The organism is Alistipes sp. ZOR0009, assembly GCF_000798815.1.
GTDB lineage: Bacteria > Bacteroidota > Bacteroidia > Bacteroidales > ZOR0009 > Acetobacteroides.
Map to the genome: position 1 here is coordinate 249,142 of NZ_JTLD01000004.1, position 15,571 is coordinate 264,712.

Consider the following 15,571-nt stretch of genomic DNA (forward strand, 5'->3'; position numbering starts at 1 on the left):
GAGAACAATTATGGAAAACAAGCTAAATCTCACGCTTAAAGTATGGCGCCAAGCCGATGCAACAAGCCAAGGAAGATTTGAAACATATAAGGTAACCGACATTTCAACTGACAGCTCGTTCCTTGAAATGTTGGACATCGTTAACAACAACCTTATCCACGAGGGCAAGGAGCCAATCGCATTCGATCACGACTGCCGCGAAGGTATCTGTGGAATGTGCTCGCTATACATCGATGGCCGTGCACACGGTCCAGATGACGATATCACCACCTGCCAGCTGCATATGCGCAAGTTTAAGGATGGCGATACCATCACCATCGAGCCTTGGCGTTCGGCTGCATTCCCTGTAATTAAGGACTTGGTGGTTAACCGTCAAGCTTTCGATCAAATTCTTCAAGCTGGTGGTTTCGTTACCGTAAACACAGGTGGTATACCTGATGGTAACGCAATTCCAATTAGCAAGGAGAAAGCTGATGAAAGTATGGATGCCGCCAGCTGTATTGGTTGTGGCGCTTGCGTTGCAACTTGTAAGAACGGTTCGGCTATGCTATTCGTTTCGGCTCGCGTATCGTCGCTAGCCCTTCTTCCACAAGGTAAGGTTGAAGGTGCTCGTCGTGCTAAGAGCATGGTAGCTAAGATGGATGAGCTTGGTTTTGGTGGATGTACCAACACCGGTGCTTGCGAGGCAGAATGTCCAAAGGGTATCTCTATCTCTCACATCGCTCGCCTAAACCGCGAATTCCTTTGCGCTAAGCTTGCCGAGTAAGCTCGGTAACCGCATAAAATAAAAGCCTCGCATAAATGCGAGGCTTTTTTGTTTTTTACTATTTTCGGTCCATTAATTATTCTCTAATAAAACATCTATGGGTAAAATCTTAAAAATTATCGGACTTCCGGTTCTCTGGACCATTTTTCTTGCATTCCCTCTCGCCATTATCACGATCGGGCTCCAACATCTAGGCTTACCAGCAGCGGTACTTGATGCAGCTAGCGCCATCCTCGTAGATCTTTTCTTTTTTGCAGGAGCCATTTACCTAGCCAACAAGGAGGGCCTGCTAAAAAGGGAGCTATTCTCAACCGTATCCAAGCAGGTAAGCCTGTACAGCTTTGCGCTCTTCCTGCTCATGGCTATCCCGCTTACCGCCTTTGATACATTCTTCCCGCTCCCCGACCTGGTACTTAAAAACATCAACCTCTCATCCTTTTCGTTTATCATCATGGCGGTAATTATTGCCCCCATAGGCGAGGAGCTCCTATTCCGAGGCTTTGTTACCCGAATACTCCTCAACAGGTACTCCCCTACAAAGGCAATCTTCCTTTCTGCCCTTATTTTTGGCCTAATACACGTCAATCCGGCACAAATCCCCGGAGCGTTTTTAATGGGCCTTCTTTTCGGTTGGATTTTCTACAAAACGGGCAGCATCATCCCTGGCATGATACTACACTTCATAAATAACGCCATCTGCTGCATCCCCAACATCGACAGGTACGATACAACGGTACTAAACAACGGGATGGCAGTACTGGTAGCATCCGTTGTGGCCTCCGCTGCGTTTGTGCTGCTATTCCTAAAGGCGCACGTCGAAATAAGGCGGATAGGCTAGCCCCATCCAATACAAAAGGCCCTGCAATGCTGCGGGGCCTTTTGGCTATAAATTTCCTACCGGCTACTCTTCGTCGGACTGCTTCTGCTCGCTCTTACGGCTGCTCAGGTAGAGCAGCACAATAAAGTACAACGATCCTACCCCAATTAGAATGCCTCCCGTTATTCCTTTATAAAAAACTTCTAAAAATAAATTCTATCCAGATACTTTTCTAACTACCATCTTTTACGCTAATATTTGCTATCTACCCAAATATTTTTGACCCCATCCATCGGATGATAGCACATATTATACTTAAGACGTCAGCCCACTTCGAAATTACATCCTTCCCAGTATCACATATTAGCACAAATCAAAATCGCAGTTTTTAATGTTTTTTTTGCTTATTTAATACAGTATTGTATTTTAGCCCAGAATATTTAACCACTTACAATTTTGAAAAATATACTCTACACAATCCTAGGTGTTGCCTTTGCTGTATCCCTATCTGGCCAAAACGTAAAAACCATCACCGGCCGCATACTCAATGAACAAGGAAAGCCTCTTAAGTACGTCTCCGTTATTGCTACAAAAATGGGAGAAGCAAAACACTTTAAAGGGACCCTTTCTTCCGACGATGGTAAATTTCATCTTATCGTACCACAAGATCAAGCACTTAAGGTTGATGTTGTTTCTCTTGGCTACAAACCCATCCAAAAATTGGTAAGTGCCGATTCAAATACAACCATAAATTTGGGCGATATACAGCTAACACCTGCACCAATACAACTCCAAGAGGTGGTTGTAAAACCCTTAGTGGAAGTTTCGGCTGGCGAGATAGTTTACAACATTACCGCCGATCCCGAACGCGAAAAATCGACCATGCTGCAAATTCTCGGTAAAGTGCCGCATATAAAGGTAGACATTGATGGAAACATTACGATGGGCGAAACCAATAGCAGCAACTACGTAATTACGAGAAACGGCAGAGTCGACGCGCTATTCGATACGCGCAGGCTGTCGCTCTCCCAAATAATGAATAGGCTGTCGGCCATGGGATTTACAAAGGTGTGCGTAGTTACTAACCCTCCATTGAAGTATGGCAAGGTAGACTACCTGCTAGACATTATTACAGACAAGAGCAACCTCGTATCTGGAGCAATAGGCAGTACTACGCTTGAAGACAATATCCAAAAAGGATCTACCCCAATTCAAGTAGGCATAATTGGAAGCGTTGAAAACGACCTAAGAGGTTCTACAGGGGTAAATTTCACCAATACCAGCGCACCCGGGGCTGGGGTGTTTCGCAGCAGGCGCTACATTGCTTCCGATTCGTTGCTTACATCCCAACAAAAGGACAAGAGCTCGGGAAAAGAGTACGGATCGAATTTAATGATGAGCTACGACATTAGCCCCAAGCAGTACTTGTTGGTAGATGTAAACTACAACAAAAGGAGCGCTCATGTTGGGCAAAGCAGCCTTTCTAGCGAGAGCCTACATGGCATTGTAGTAAACGAGTACGCTACTGACTTGAAGCGCCAGCAAGAAAACAGTTCCTTCAGCACCAACATTACCCTAGAGCTGCAACTTCGTAAGCCCACCAATAGCTTAAGCCTATCGTACCTATTTAGCGCCAACCCCCAAAATACAAATGAGTGGCTAACCTCTAACGAATTAGATGGCAGCAACCCCAGCAGCAGCTTAAGCCAGTACAACGCTCAGCAAACAAACCACAAGCTACAGATCCGCTACCAAAACTACTCCTCGAGAAAAATCTTGTGGAATGTATCTGCTGGTTTTACCAATACCGCATTCGACAACACCAACCGTCGATTCATTTTTACCAAAACAGGAAGCAAAATTGAGGACGCAAATGCCCTCAACCAGCTAAGCCAAAACCACCGGTTGATGGAAGGTACTGCAGTTTTTATTTGCAATATTTACAAGAAACTCCAATTTACAGGTTTAGCAAATGCTAACTACCTACTAAACGCAGGAGGGCTTACGTTCATCACCAGTAATGGCACCACCCACATACACCAAAATGGCTTAAATTTAGCCCCCTCGTTAAGTTTTCAATATCTGGTGAATGAGGCAAAAAGCATAACAATTTCATTTGGATACTCCTTTACACAAACGCGTCCCAGCCCTAGCCAGTTGGGCACGCTAAGCAGTACCGGTAATCCAAATTTTATTCAAAAGGGTAATCCAAATCTTCGCTCGCAGCTCCTGCATACTATTTCCACCCGCTACAGCAGCTTTTCTGTTAACTACTCTTTCTCTAACAACCAAATTACGCCCTATAACTATTTAAATAGGGAAGGGCAGATAGTGAGCAGCTGGCAAAATGGTGGTTCCTATAAAAGCATTTCCATAGAATACCCTCTAATTTCAATACTCTCTAAGAACAGCGCTAGCTTATATTTAACTTCTGGTACAAATCTCACAGGCTCCAAAACATCTACAGGAGAGCAAACTAGGAGTATTAGCATGCATTGCATTATGCCATGTAGAGTCCGCATTACTAAAAACTTCAGTACCTCGCTAATAACCAACTATTACGAGACATGGAGCAAGGGATACCAGCAGACCCGAAATTCTATACCCGTATATTTAATCTGGTCCGCTAGATATAATGTAGTAATCAAAGACAAAACGACTTGGGAGCTACTTATGCAATGTAGCCTTTTGGATTGGAGCAAGGCTCGCACCTCCACTACGCATGCTGCCGATTTCGAATATGTGGAACGAATAGAAAGAAATGCAACTCCCATCTTCCTTAGTATCAAATACAACTTCGGTCGATTTAACGTAAAACCAGTGCGTGGCTCCCAAAATAAGGCTGCTATAACCGGATACTCTGCTAGCGAAACCAAAACCAACTAGAGGCAATTTTTTGCAAAATAAACTTTAAAACACCTCAATTATGAAAATTTTTTTCAAAGTAAATTTCATGCTAACATTAATTGTTTTAGCATTTACACTGTCTTCATACGTTGGAGACTCTGAAAACTCTTCAGATTACAAAGAAGCCGCAAAAAATGATTATGACGCCTGGCAAGCTCCCGCAGGGACCATAACCCACGCTTATAGTGTTAATGGTGGCGTTAGACAAGTATTCTATACTACCTTTAGGTACTACCTTGTACCAGGAGGGTATATCGTTGGAAAATGTTCCGAAGGCCTATTTTTTAACTGCAATATCAAGGCGTGTGATTGGCCCGATAATAGATGTAGCTGCTTAAGATAACAGAAAATAATAAACACATTGCAAAAATTTGCCTCTTAAAAATTTCTACAATGAAAAAAACTACAAAATCTTTGATTTACTCCGCATGGAGTATTGTCCTTATTGTCACTATTGCATTTGTTGGTATTAAATACTACAACAAGCAAAAAACAAATACAAAAATGGCAGTAACTCCCAAAAATTTAGAGCAGCAAGTAGTAAAAGGTTGGTATACCAGCCGATCTGATTTTGGGAAGTTGCTTCTGGATAGCCTGTTAAAAAATAACCGTTATGCAGTTGTGACCATTGGCACAAGTGATTGTCTCCTATGCCACGAGCTTGGTAAAGTTAGTATCGACAAGAAGCTAAACGCATCTAGAGTTACTCTAGACTACAAGTTTAGCGATCACAATTTGCTTCTTTCTCAGGCTCTATTTCCCCCTGGCTTTCCAACTACCTATATTATTGACAGGGAATATAATATCATTGGTGCGGTACGAGGATTAGATGAGTTTAAAAAAAATACAGAAGCAATTATTTCGAAAAGAACAAAAAGCACCCCATTACACATTGCAGGTGATGTTAGTAAAAGTAATGAACTTCTAGTTTTATCAGATGCGCTTAAAAGTACAGTTGCAAAATTGGAAGGTAATTACGAAAAAATGCATGCGTTCGCTCGCAAATCGCTGTCCAATGGATCATACTTTTATAACAACTACCTACTTTACGACTATTTCACAAAAATGGGAGTGAAAGATTCATCATCGTTCTACAAAAAAAGAACCTTGAAATACACCTATCGCATAAACAGCCATATCTACCATTCGCTTATCGAAGAGCTGTCATCTTCAAATTAAATGGGGTATCGCCTATCATTCAAAATGATGCGTCTAAAAGAATTTCAACTAGTTCAGATAGACACTTCGTTTTAAGGACTACTCCTCGTCTGACTGCTTCTGCTCGCCCTTACGGCTGCTCAGGTAGAGCAGCACAATAAAGTACAACGAACCTACCCCAATTAGAATGCCTCCCGTGCGCTCCATTCCGTAGGTTTCCCTATGCAGTAGGCTAAAACCGTAGATGATAAGCAGCGCTGCCACTACCGATACTATTTTTTTTACCATAATTCGAATTTTAAATCGTTCAAACAGGAAGATAGTAATATTGTTTTAACCTCAATCCTATTCGATAAAAAGAGAACTACACTTTGCTCACGCTTCTTCAAAATTAAACTCAGAACCTTCTATCCGCATATATAACCTAATAATTAAAACTTTAATCCCATTTTTTATACTAATCACCACTTCGAGTTCTAAGAAGGGGGCCGGTTAACCCGCCCAACGTAAAATTTAGGGTCGAAAAAAGTGCCATCAACCCCAAAAAAAGCAGCCCCAACCGCCCACCTAAGGTGAGGGGTTGAGGCTGCTAGCATCGTATCGTAAAAAGCCGTTGTGGCAGCGCCCGTACAGGAGCCTATCCGCCTAGCGGCTAAAGTACTTTACCTTGATAAAGGTGTACACCGGCGGAACCAGCGAAATGCCGATGATGGCAAATACCACCAGCGTAAAGTTTTGCTTGATAACCGGGATGTTGCCAAAAAAGTTACCCGCATAGGTAAACAGGCACACCCAAAGCACGTTTCCGATAAGGCTAAAGCTGAAAAAGCGGACGTACTTCATGTGGCCAACTCCCGCCACAAAAGGCGCAAAGGTGCGGATAATGGGCATAAAGCGGGCAACAATAAGGGTGATGCGCCCGTGCTTCTCGTAAAACGAGTGGGTTTTATCGATATAGCTGCGCTTGATGAGCTTGTAGTCCTTGTGGTAAATCCGATCGCCAATAAAGTGGCCAATCCAGTAGTTGGTGTTGTCGCCCAGCACGGCGGCAAGCAGCAGCATGGGTACCAGCAGGTTTACGTCGATGGGATTCCCGGGCATGGCGGCAATGGCGCCAGCGGCAAACAGCAGCGAGTCGCCCGGAAGAAATGGGGTAACCACCAGCCCCGTTTCGCAAAAGATGATGGCGAAGAGGATCAGGTAGGTCCACGTTTGGTAGTCGGTAACAATCTCTAAAAGATGCTTATCGATGTGCAGAATAAAGTCGATAAGGTGTTGAATAAGCTCTAGCATATGGTTGATATAGCGGGGTTAAACGGTTGCTAACAGGCCGACAGGGGCGCGCGCCAAAGAGGCAGGCCGTATCGGGATGGCCCTAGGGGCAGCGGTGCTGGTGCAAATGGGGGCTTGGCCCTCCGCCTGCTACTCCGCCTTAGGGGTACGTATGTGGTGGGGCATCTCCATCGGAATCACAAACGAGAATTCCACCAGGCCACCCACCACGCCATCCTTATACCAGGGCGTTTGGTAGATGATTTTCTTTACCCCATTCTTTTCGATGGTGTAGGCGTTGGTCTCCTTTTGCTCAATTAGCTTAGCGATGATCTCCTGAGAGCGGGGGTTGTGGCATCCCATCATGTTCTTACCAACCATGCTGCCAAAAACGCTGGCCGCCTTTTCGTTCATGTAAAGAACCTTGCCTTCGGTATCGCTTACGGTAATACTACCATCAATCGAATTAAAGAAATCGAATTCCATCTTTCCATATTTTTTTGATGGGACGAAATTAGTGCTATTTATCACACGTCAACCCAACAAACGGCTTTTTTAAAGGTTATCTCGATATTCATTACTAAATTGCCAGCTCTAAAACTAATTGGAATGTCATCGGAAAAGTTAAAAGAAGAGGCGTTAAGCTATCACGCCCAAGGAAAACCAGGTAAGATAGAGGTAGTTCCGACCAAACCCTACAGCACGCAGCACGACTTGGCGCTGGCCTACTCTCCTGGAGTTGCCGCCCCCTGTTTGGCCATCGAGGAGAATGCTGAGGATGCCTACAAGTACACCGCAAAAGGAAATTTAGTGGCCGTTATCTCCAACGGTACCGCCGTTCTAGGTTTAGGGAACATAGGAGCGCTCGCCAGCAAGCCCGTAATGGAGGGCAAGGGGCTCCTGTTTAAGATATTTGCCGATATTGACGTGTTTGACATTGAGGTAGACCAACCCGATGTGGACAAGTTTGTTGAGGCCGTTAAGGCCATTGCCCCCACCTTTGGGGGGATTAACCTCGAAGATATCAAGGCACCCGAGTGCTTCGAAATCGAAGAGCGCCTAAAGAACGAGCTCAACATCCCCGTAATGCACGACGACCAGCATGGCACGGCCATCATCTCGTCGGCAGCGCTGCTCAACGCGCTCGACATTGCGGGTAAGAAGATCGAGGAGGTACAGCTCGTGGTGAACGGTGCTGGTGCCTCGGCGGTGGCCTCCACCAAGCTCTACATCGAGCTGGGCGTACGCAAGGAGAATATCATCATGTGCGACAGCAAGGGCGCCATCACCACCTCGCGCAAAGGCCTATCGGGCGCAAAGGCCTACTTCGCCACCGATAAGGACGTAACCACCTTAGAGGATGCGCTGGTTGGTGCCGACGTATTCCTTGGGCTATCGGCCGCCGATGTGCTTACCCAAGCAATGGTTCGCTCCATGGCTAAAGATCCAATCATCTTTGCCTTGGCCAACCCCGATCCCGAAATCAGCTACGACCTGGCTAAGGCCTCGCGTCCCGACATCATCTTTGCAACGGGCCGTTCGGACTATCCCAACCAGGTAAACAACGTGCTCGGATTCCCCTACATTTTCCGTGGTGCGCTCGACGTGCGCGCAACCACCATCAACGAGGCCATGAAGGTGGCCGCCGTTAGGGCCCTTGCCGCGCTGGCCAAAGAGCCAGTACCCGATGTGGTATCCATTGCCTACAACGACAACTCGATTGTTTACGGCCGCGAATACCTTATCCCCAAGCCGCTAGATCCTCGCCTTATCTCCACCATATCGGTGGCGGTAGCCAAGGCTGCTATCGAGTCTGGCGTGGCGCGCAGCGTTATTACCGACTGGGAAACCTACTCCTTCGATCTAGAACGCAGAATGGGTTACGACAACCGCCTAACCCGCAGCCTACGCAATAAGGCCAAAAATAACCCTAAGCGCATCGTATTCGCCGAGGGAGGCAACATCAACATCCTACGCGCCGCACAAAACGTGCTTACCGAGAAAATCGGTATCCCCATCCTGTTGGGAAGCAAGGAGAAGATTCGCCAAACCATTAAGGAGAATAACCTGGAGCTTACCGGTGCCGAAATCATCGAATTTTTTGGCGAGGAGGAGCGCGAACGCCGCGAAAGCTACGCCAAGATTTACCACCGCAGGCTAGAGCGCAACGGAATTATCTACTCCGAGGCCATCGAGCGCATGTACACCCGCGACTACTTCGGTACGATGATGGTGGAAGCAGGCGATGCCGATGCCTTTATCTCGGGCTACGCCAAGCGCTACGCCTATACCATTGCCCCTGCGCTAGAGTACTACGGTATGACCAAGCAGGGCAGCAAGCTGGCCGGTATGTACATCGTTATGACCAAGCGCGGCCCTATCTTCTTTGCCGATTCGAGCACCATGAACATGAATCCAACGCCCCAAGATCTGGTAAACACCACGCTTTTGGTGGCCGACGAGGTTCGCTCGTACGGCGTGGAGCCCCGCATTGCGCTACTCTCCAACTCCAACTTTGGAGCCGTTGCAGAAGGTAGCCCTGCCGTTGTACACGAGGCGGTGCAGCTGCTACACGAGCACTATCCCGAGGTAATTGTTGATGGAGAAATGCAGGTTCCATTTGCCCTGAACTCCAAAAAGCGCATGGCGCAGTATCCTTTTAGCAAGCTTAAGGATATGGAGGTAAATACCCTCATATTCCCCAACTTTGCTTCGAGCAACATTGGCTACAAGCTAATGCAAGACCTTGCAGGCTTCGAAGTTATTGGGCCAATCCTACTAGGCATGCCTAAGTCGATCCATGTGGTACCGCTAGATAGCAACGTTCGAGACATCGTTAACATGGCAACCATTGCCGCCGTCGATGCGCAGCGCATTAACCGCTCCGAATCGCTAACCATGAATCCGACGATTTAAGTATAAGCAAAAAATAGAGGGGGCTCCTTTGATGGCAATCGAAGGAGCCTCTTTGCATGTAAAAACATCATCACCCAAATTCCCCTCCGCCTTTTACGTTGCGGCACCCTGCATTAACCGTCTAAGCAACGCTCCATGAAAAAGCACTCCAAAGTCGCTACTGGCAAAATTTAGGGGTAATAAAGCTACTTTATTATAGAACGCTAGCTTCTTTTAGCTGCCAGAAGCAATATAGACGTTTCCTATTCCGCCTAAAAGTTGCATATAATAAAAGCGAATTCTATTTTTGGGGAATTTTGAGAAAACGAGGTAAAAAAAATGAGTTCGAAATTTCCTGAATACAAAGGCTTAGACCTTTCACAAGTCAACAAGGACGTTCTTAAAACGTGGGACAAAGACGATACTTTTAAACAAAGTATCGAAACAAGAGCAGGTCATCCAACATTCGTGTTTTACGAGGGACCACCATCTGCAAACGGAATGCCTGGCATTCACCACGTAATGGCACGTACCATTAAGGACTCATTTTGCCGTTACAAAACTCAAAAAGGCTACCTAGTACACCGTAAAGCAGGCTGGGATACCCACGGGCTACCCGTAGAGCTTGGTGTTGAAAAGATGCTAGGCATCACCAAAGACGACATCGGCAAGTCGATTACCGTAGAAGAGTACAACAACACCTGCCGCAAGGAGGTAATGAAGTACACCGGCGCTTGGCAAGACCTTACCCATAAAATGGGCTACTGGGTGAACATGGAAGATCCATACATCACCTACGACAACCGCTACATCGAAACGCTATGGTACCTGCTTAAGGAACTTCACCAAAAAGGTTTACTATACAAGGGATACACCATACAACCCTACTCGCCTGCTGCGGGTACCGGATTAAGTACCCACGAGCTAAACCAGCCTGGCTGCTACCGCGATGTGAAGGACACCACCGTTGTGGCTCAGTTTAAGGTGGTAAAGAACGATCGCTCGGCCTTCCTTTTCGAAGGAGTTGAAGAGGAGATGTTCTTTATGGCTTGGACTACCACCCCTTGGACCTTACCATCCAACACGGCACTTGCCGTTGGCGAAAAGATCGACTATGTAAGCGTTCGCACCTTTAACCCATACACGGGCATTCCAGTGGTGCTGATTCTTGCAAAGCCGCTATTTGCAAAATATTTCTCCGAAAAAAATAAGGAGCTTAAGCTAGAAGATTACAAAGCTGGCGATAAGAATATCCCATACGTAATTCTTAAAGAGTTTAAGGGGAAAGATATTGAAGGGCTACGCTACGAGCAGCTAATGCCTTACCACCAACCCGAAGATGGCGATGCGTTCCGCGTACTTTGCGGCGACTTCGTATCTACCGAAGATGGTACCGGTATTGTTCACATAGCGCCTAGCTTTGGTGCCGATGACTTCCGCGTAGCGAAGCAAAACGGCATTGGCTCGCTTACCTTGGTAGATAAATCGGGTAAGTTCATCGACGGCTGCGGCGAATTTAGCGGTCGCTACGTGAAAAACGAGTACGACCCTAACTACGTAGAGGGAACCGACTCGGTTGACGTTGACATTGCTGTTAAGCTGAAGGCTGAAAATAAGGCATTCAAGATTGAAAAGTACGAGCACAGCTACCCACACTGCTGGCGTACCGACAAGCCAGTGCTTTACTATCCGCTCGATTCTTGGTTTATCAAAACCACCGCTATCCGCGAAAAGATGATCGAGCTAAACGACACCATCAACTGGAAACCAGCGTCAACAGGAACTGGTCGCTTTGGAAAGTGGCTAGAGAATTTGGTGGACTGGAACCTTTCGCGCTCGCGCTACTGGGGGACCCCGCTACCCGTTTGGGCTAACGAGGACTATAGTGAAATTAAGTGCATCGGATCGGTATCTGAGCTCAAAGCAGAAATTGAAAAGTCTATTGCCGCAGGATTTATGACCAGCAACCCATTTGCTGGCTATACGGATGGCGACTACACTAAAGATAACTACGAGTCGTTTGACCTTCACCGTCCTCATGTGGACAACATTGTACTCGTATCGAGCAAGGGCGAAAAGATGACCCGCGAAACAGACCTTATCGACGTTTGGTTCGACTCTGGAGCCATGCCATACGCGCAGGTTCACTATCCTTTTGCCATCAGCAAGGAGGAGTTCGAAAAGGTTTATCCAGCCGACTTTATTGCCGAAGGGGTAGACCAAACTCGTGGCTGGTTCTTTACGCTTCATGCCATCGCTTCAATGCTATTCGATAGCGTATCGTTTAAAAACGTAATATCGAACGGTCTGGTGCTCGATAAGAACGGAAATAAGATGAGCAAGCGCCTTGGTAATGCCGTTGAACCATTCCAAGTAATTGAGGAGTATGGCTCCGATCCGCTTCGCTGGTACATGGTAACCAACTCGTCGCCTTGGGACAACCTAAAGTTCGATATCGCTGGCGTTGACGAGGTACGTAGAAAGTTCTTCGGAACGCTTTACAACACCTACTCGTTCTTTGCCCTCTACGCCAACGTTGATGGATTTACCTTCAGCGAGGCAGAAGTTCCTGTAGAGGAGCGTCCTGAGATCGACCGTTGGATAATCTCGCTTCTAAACTCGCTTGTAAAAGAGTGCGAAGAGGCATACGATAGCTACGAGGCAACCCGTGCTGGCCGTGCCATCCAAAATTTTGTAACCGAAAACCTATCGAACTGGTACGTTCGCCTAAACCGTAAGCGTTTCTGGGGTGGCGAATACTCGAAAGATAAAATCGCCGCTTACCAAACCCTATACACCTGTTTGGAAACAGTTGCCCAGCTAGGTGCTCCAATTGCTCCATTCTATATGGATAGGCTCTTCACCGACCTTAACGCAATCAGCAAGCGTAACAACGAAAAGAGTGTTCACCTTGCCCGATTCCCCGAGGCTAACGAGCAGCACATCGACAAGAACCTAGAGGAGCAAATGGATATCGCACAGCTAGCCTCTTCGATGGTACTAGCGCTGCGCCGCAAGGTAAACATCAAGGTGCGTCAACCGCTTACCAAAATCATGATTCCGGTGCTCGATGCGCAGCTACAATCTCAAATAGAGGCGGTAGAGCAGCTTATTCTTGGCGAAGTAAACGTAAAAGAGCTGGAGTATCTGCACGAAACAACCGGGATCCTTGTTAAGAAGATAAAGCCAAACTTTAAGACACTAGGTCCACGCTACGGCAAGCAGATGAAGGAAATTTCGGCTGCAGTAGGAGCGTTTACCCAAGAGGATATTGCCCAAATTGAACGTGAGCAAAAGTATACCCTTAACCTAGCCTCAGGCGTGGTTGAGATGACCATCGAGGACGTGGAAATCACCTCTGAGGATATTCCAGGATGGCTGGTAGCATCGGAAGGTAAGCTAACTATTGCGCTGGATATCACCATTACCGACGAGTTACGTCAGGAAGGTATTGCCCGCGAGCTAATCAACCGTATTCAAAATATCCGTAAGGATAGCAACTTCGACGTAACCGACAAGGTGGTTATCACCCTTCAAAAGCATGCGGAGATTGATGCCGCAATTGCCAACTTTAAGGATTATATCGCTGGACAAACCTTGGCTACAGATATAATTCTAGCAGAAACTGTAAACAATGGAGTAGAAATCGATTTGGATAACGAACTTATTCTAAAAATCGATGTTCAAAAAGCCATAGTATAACTAATAATTTACTAACTTTAGCTAAAACTTAAGCGTATGTCAGAAAAGGAAAGAACACGCTACTCGGATGAGGAGCTAGCCGAATTTAAAGAGTTAATCCTAGAGAAGCTCGAAAAGGCTAAACGGGACTATGACTTGCTTAAGTCGGCTATCAACTACAGCGAAAGCAACGACACGCAAGATACCTCGCCAACCTTTAAAACGTTGGAGGAAGGAGCGGCAACTCTTTCGAAGGAAGAATCTGGAAGGTTGGCTCAACGCCAGTCTAAGTTTATCCAGCATCTTGAGGCTGCCCTTATTCGTATCGAGAATAAATCTTACGGAATATGTCGTGAAACGGGAAAGTTGATTCCGAAGGAACGCCTAAGGGCTGTTCCACACGCCACTTTAAGCATTGAGGCTAAAGGAAAGTAATCGAATAAGCTCATCCGAAAAGCAAAAGAGGCAGCCAAGGCTGCCTCTTTTTTATTTCTTCTAATCAAGTTGAAAGTGCCTACTTTCAACCCCATTATTTTGTAACAGTTGCTTTAATTCGTTGGCTTTCTTAATAAAGGTTTTACCATCGCCAGAGTCATAATCATTTGCAATTAGGCCCTCAGCCTGTTTAATAACCTCATCTGGCTGATCAGTTAAATAGTAAATTTGAGCCAAGTTAAAAAATGAAGCGTAACGCATCTTCTTATGCTTCTTGTTGTCCTCTGTGTAACGTGCTTTCACATCCTCTAAGTAGCTAATTAATGGCTTAGCCAAATCACGAGCTTCGCCAACACCTCCATCAGCTGTCATTTTTTCAATAATAGCTTTTACCTGAGCAAAGTTATCAGAGTGCGCCTTAAATTCAGGATGTTTTTCCGAACCTAAATACCAGAATAACATATTATCAGAATATGCTTTATAACCAAACAACTCATTAGCGGTTGCATTTACTTCCTTATTATCGTTGGCTATAAACTGAACTGTCAACTTATCAACAAGCATATCCTTATTCAATTTAATATAAGTAGCAGCTTCTTTATATTCCTTGTAATCTTGGCTTTGGTAAACTTTTTCACTAGATGAAGAATTGAGTGGTTGCACAAAAATCTCCGTTCCAGACTTATCCAAGAATTGAACAGAACTTTGCAGACGATACTTCATTATACCCGCATAGGTATAATATACCTTAGTTACATTCCCATCCTTATCCTTATCTTCATGCTTAATTTCCAAAACGTTAATTTCAGAAACATTGATAGGCGAAAAAGAATAGACAACTTTCAAACCAGCATCTGCATCAACTTTCTTAAGCCCTTCAATTTTTATTGCATTTTGCTCGTATTCGCTCCTGCTATAAGCAGCGCTAACGACATCGCTAAAGTTGGCTTTTACAGAAAACGTGCGTTGATCTTTGGGTAGCGGTTTCTTAGCAAGCGATCGATAGTTAAACTTTGCATGAAATCTGTCTAAATCAACCGATTGAGAAAACACGGACATGCTAATAGATATTAGCATTGAGAAAAAGAGTATTTTTTTCATTAATTAAAATATATAGTTAAACGTTTTTTAGATTTATTTGGGAGCAGCATAAAACGCCTTAAAAGTACCTGAAGCGCGATACTGCTGAGTTGCTTTTCCATTTTTAGCAAAAACACCTTCAAAAGACCCTTTAATAACATTACTCTCGAAAAGAGTAGTAGTAATTACACCCGAAACAGAAGTATAGTAGTCACTCCCTATGGAGAAAGAAACACGATTCCAGTAACCCATTGTATAATCTCCTATTTTTTCCCCATCTAGAACGATATCAAGATCCATACCGCTATTGATGTTATTTGAGATACTAAACAAATTGTTAGTTGAAACAAATCTCATGTCTTCAAAAGAATAGGAAGATTGATCAACATAAACCTTCGCACAATTATCAACAGACAAATCTTTTCCACATCCAACCGAGCATAGAATAGCTGCAAAAAGAAGCCCTCGCATCAATGATTTCATAATTAAGATATAGTTTTATTCACAATTGCTGCAAATTTAATTGTTTTTAATACAAAATCTAACTTATTAAATAAAAA

13 protein-coding genes are annotated in these 15,571 nt (G+C 45.2%); 8 read left to right on the forward strand and 5 right to left on the reverse strand.

From position 1 onward, the window contains the following. Positions 1-10: 10 nt before the first annotated feature. From L990_RS01790 to L990_RS01810, 5 genes are all read left to right on the forward strand, one after another. The gene (locus L990_RS01790; protein ID WP_047444875.1) at positions 11-766 is read left to right on the forward strand and encodes a succinate dehydrogenase/fumarate reductase iron-sulfur subunit; all 756 of its coding nucleotides are present in this window, start codon (positions 11-13) and stop codon (positions 764-766) included. A 97-nt stretch (positions 767-863) separates the two neighbouring features. After that, positions 864-1,604: a CPBP family intramembrane glutamic endopeptidase gene (locus L990_RS18970; RefSeq protein ID WP_052180641.1), complete on the forward strand. Its 741-nt coding sequence runs from the start codon at positions 864-866 to the stop codon at positions 1,602-1,604. 435 nt (positions 1,605-2,039) lie between these two features. Next, positions 2,040-4,469 carry an outer membrane beta-barrel protein gene (locus tag L990_RS01800; protein ID WP_047444877.1) on the forward strand — a complete coding sequence of 810 codons (2,430 nt, stop codon included), beginning with the start codon at positions 2,040-2,042 and terminating at the stop codon, positions 4,467-4,469. Positions 4,470-4,509: 40 nt separating this feature from the next. Further along, positions 4,510-4,833, forward strand: coding sequence for a hypothetical protein (locus L990_RS01805; RefSeq protein WP_047444880.1), 324 nt, complete (start codon positions 4,510-4,512; stop codon positions 4,831-4,833). A gap of 50 nt (positions 4,834-4,883) precedes the next feature. After that, entirely contained in the window at positions 4,884-5,669 is a 786-nt protein-coding gene (locus tag L990_RS01810; protein ID WP_047444882.1) for a hypothetical protein, read from the forward strand. A gap of 78 nt (positions 5,670-5,747) precedes the next feature. Here the strand turns inward: L990_RS01810 and L990_RS01815 are convergent, their stop codons facing one another. The 3 genes from L990_RS01815 to L990_RS01825 all read right to left on the reverse strand — a co-directional run bounded on the left by L990_RS01815 (position 5,748) and on the right by L990_RS01825 (position 7,406). Continuing rightward, a complete protein-coding gene (locus tag L990_RS01815) occupies positions 5,748-5,936 on the reverse strand; it encodes a hypothetical protein (RefSeq protein WP_047444884.1) in 189 nt (62 codons plus the stop codon). Positions 5,937-6,293: 357 nt separating this feature from the next. Beyond that, positions 6,294-6,929: a DedA family protein gene (locus tag L990_RS01820; protein ID WP_197057213.1), complete on the reverse strand. Its 636-nt coding sequence runs from the start codon at positions 6,927-6,929 to the stop codon at positions 6,294-6,296. Positions 6,930-7,070: 141 nt separating this feature from the next. Further along, the gene (locus tag L990_RS01825) at positions 7,071-7,406 is read right to left on the reverse strand and encodes a hypothetical protein (protein WP_047444888.1); all 336 of its coding nucleotides are present in this window, start codon (positions 7,404-7,406) and stop codon (positions 7,071-7,073) included. Between the two features lie 123 nt (positions 7,407-7,529). Here L990_RS01825 and L990_RS01830 point away from each other — a divergent pair, with 123 nt between their 5' ends. The 3 genes from L990_RS01830 (at position 7,530) to L990_RS01840 (ending at position 13,931) form a co-directional block, all read left to right on the forward strand. Beyond that, the gene (locus L990_RS01830) at positions 7,530-9,836 is read left to right on the forward strand and encodes an NADP-dependent malic enzyme (protein WP_047444889.1); all 2,307 of its coding nucleotides are present in this window, start codon (positions 7,530-7,532) and stop codon (positions 9,834-9,836) included. Between the two features lie 318 nt (positions 9,837-10,154). Further along, positions 10,155-13,517, forward strand: coding sequence for an isoleucine--tRNA ligase (gene ileS / locus L990_RS01835; protein ID WP_047444891.1), 3,363 nt, complete (start codon positions 10,155-10,157; stop codon positions 13,515-13,517). Positions 13,518-13,553: 36 nt separating this feature from the next. Beyond that, on the forward strand, positions 13,554-13,931 hold the full coding sequence (locus tag L990_RS01840; protein ID WP_047444893.1) for a TraR/DksA family transcriptional regulator: 378 nt from the start codon (positions 13,554-13,556) through the stop codon (positions 13,929-13,931). A gap of 60 nt (positions 13,932-13,991) precedes the next feature. Here the strand turns inward: L990_RS01840 and L990_RS01845 are convergent, their stop codons facing one another. Both L990_RS01845 and L990_RS01850 read right to left on the reverse strand, forming a co-directional pair. After that, the gene (locus L990_RS01845; RefSeq protein WP_156121275.1) at positions 13,992-15,032 is read right to left on the reverse strand and encodes a hypothetical protein; all 1,041 of its coding nucleotides are present in this window, start codon (positions 15,030-15,032) and stop codon (positions 13,992-13,994) included. 33 nt (positions 15,033-15,065) lie between these two features. Next, on the reverse strand, positions 15,066-15,494 hold the full coding sequence (locus L990_RS01850; RefSeq protein ID WP_047444896.1) for a hypothetical protein: 429 nt from the start codon (positions 15,492-15,494) through the stop codon (positions 15,066-15,068). Between the last annotated feature and the right edge of the window lie 77 nt (positions 15,495-15,571).

Coding starts and splice junctions, on each gene's coding strand:
- ileS (WP_047444891.1), top strand. CDS start 10,155: ATGAGTTCGAAATTTCCTGAATACAAAGGCTTAGACCTTTCACAAGTC.
- L990_RS01815 (WP_047444884.1), bottom strand. CDS start 5,936: ATGGTAAAAAAAATAGTATCGGTAGTGGCAGCGCTGCTTATCATCTAC.
- L990_RS01810 (WP_047444882.1), top strand. CDS start 4,884: ATGAAAAAAACTACAAAATCTTTGATTTACTCCGCATGGAGTATTGTC.
- L990_RS18970 (WP_052180641.1), top strand. CDS start 864: ATGGGTAAAATCTTAAAAATTATCGGACTTCCGGTTCTCTGGACCATT.
- L990_RS01790 (WP_047444875.1), top strand. CDS start 11: ATGGAAAACAAGCTAAATCTCACGCTTAAAGTATGGCGCCAAGCCGAT.
- L990_RS01840 (WP_047444893.1), top strand. CDS start 13,554: ATGTCAGAAAAGGAAAGAACACGCTACTCGGATGAGGAGCTAGCCGAA.
- L990_RS01845 (WP_156121275.1), bottom strand. CDS start 15,032: ATGAAAAAAATACTCTTTTTCTCAATGCTAATATCTATTAGCATGTCC.
- L990_RS01805 (WP_047444880.1), top strand. CDS start 4,510: ATGAAAATTTTTTTCAAAGTAAATTTCATGCTAACATTAATTGTTTTA.
- L990_RS01830 (WP_047444889.1), top strand. CDS start 7,530: ATGTCATCGGAAAAGTTAAAAGAAGAGGCGTTAAGCTATCACGCCCAA.
- L990_RS01825 (WP_047444888.1), bottom strand. CDS start 7,406: ATGGAATTCGATTTCTTTAATTCGATTGATGGTAGTATTACCGTAAGC.
- L990_RS01850 (WP_047444896.1), bottom strand. CDS start 15,494: ATGAAATCATTGATGCGAGGGCTTCTTTTTGCAGCTATTCTATGCTCG.